Source organism: Mycobacterium sp. (assembly GCF_050701675.1).
In the GTDB taxonomy this organism is placed as follows: domain Bacteria; phylum Actinomycetota; class Actinomycetes; order Mycobacteriales; family Mycobacteriaceae; genus Mycobacterium.
Window position 1 is genome coordinate 1 of record NZ_JBOGDD010000445.1, and the last position, 1,727, is coordinate 1,727.

General features: G+C 64.2%; 1 protein-coding gene and 1 pseudogene. Both read left to right on the top strand.

The window, feature by feature from the left end:
- Nucleotides 1-246 (top strand): annotated as a pseudogene (locus ACRDUX_RS13400) (PE-PPE domain-containing protein); the annotation flags it as partial.
- 10 nt (nucleotides 247-256) lie between these two features.
- Nucleotides 257-1,727 (top strand): fatty-acid--AMP ligase (locus ACRDUX_RS13405; RefSeq protein WP_526414517.1); only part of this gene is annotated, 1,471 nt, incomplete at its 3' end.

The following is a 1,727-nucleotide window of genomic DNA, read 5'->3' on the forward strand; positions in this document are numbered from 1 at the left end:
GAGGACACGCTGAACCAGCTCGACGCGATCTTGATGCCCAGGGTGAATGCGGGCTATTCGCGCAACGACGATCCGGCAACCGCGCCGGTCCAGGTGGACCCGGTCCACGGCTTCGACCCTCTGCAAGTCACCGCACCGGCCAACGACGCAACGTTCGGCGGCGGCAGCGGCGCCAGCGGCAGCGATCCCATTTCGACGCTCGTCAACGGTGCCATGTCCGTGTTGTCCAACGGCACGCACCCATGATGGACGTGACATGACGACTTCGAGTCTGGGTACGTCCCAGTCATCCATCCTTTCGATGCTGCACGGACGTGCCAGCATGCGCCCCGGTGACGTGGCATTCACCTTCACCGACTACACCCACCACCCGGCGGGTGCCATCGAGAGTCTCACGTGGGCGCAGTTGTCCCGCCGAACCTTGAACGTGGCGCGCGAGCTCAGCCAGCATGCGTCGATCGGAGACCGGGCGGTGATCCTGGCGCCGCAGAGCCTTGACTACATCCTGGCCTTCCTGGGCTCGATGCAGGCTGGGCTGATCGCGGTGCCGCTGCCGTTGCCGCATCGCGGCTCGAATCACGAGCGAGTGGGCACGGTCTTCGCCGACACGTCACCCTCGGTCGTGCTCACCACGTCAGCGGCCGCGGAAGACGTTGGCGATTACGTCGATCAAGCACGCCTGGAGATTGCGCCCAAGATCGTCGAAATCGACTCGTTGAATCTGGACGTCGAGCCCGGGCCGAGCATCGAGATGGCCGATGTGCCCAGCATCGCGTATTTGCAGTACAGCTCGGGTTCGACCCGAACGCCGACCGGGGTCATGCTCTCGCATCGCAACCTTGAGGTGAATTTCGAGCAGTTGATGCGCAGCCTCTTCGCGAACTCCGGCGTCATGACCACACCGGAAACGATCGTGTCGTGGTTGCCCTTCTACCACGACATGGGTTTGGTGCTGGGTGTCTGCGCTCCGATCCTTGGCGGCTTTCGCGCCGACCTGACTTCTCCGGTGGCGTTCTTGGAACGCCCGGCCAGGTGGGTGCGAGCGCTGGCTGAGAATCCTCGCGCCTTTTCTGCGGCGCCCAACTTCGCGTTTGACTTGGCTGCCCGTAAAACCACCGATGGTGATCTGGCCGGACTGGACCTCGGAGGGGTGCTTGGCATCATCAGCGGTGCCGAACGCGTCGAGCCCGCCACCCTGGAACGCTTCGTTGATCGGTTTGCGCACTTCAATTTTCGGGACCACATGATGCGTCCGTCCTACGGCTTGGCCGAGGCAACCGTCTTCGTGGCGGCAGGCACCTGGAGCGAATCATCGCCATCGGTTCACTTCGATGTCGACGAGCTGTCCGCAGGCCGCGTTCGGCGGAGTGCGGCCGGCAGGGGCGCGGCAGCTGGGAAGGGTACGGCGCTCGTCAAATACAAAGTGCCGCATACCCCTACGCTGCGCATCGTCGATTCCGACACCAATCGCGAGTGCGCGCAGGACGTGGTCGGCGAGATCTGGGTGCATGGCGACAATGTCGCCGACGGCTATTGGGGCAGAGCGCCCGAGGAGCAGCGCTGTTTCGGCGCAACGCTGGTCGGCCCCTCATCGGGCACGCCCGACGGACCGTGGCTGCGCACCGGCGACCTGGGCTTCATTTCCGGTGGCGAGCTCTTCATCGTCGGCCGTATCAAGGATCTGCTCATCATCCGCGGGCGTAATCACTATCCCGAGGACATCGAGG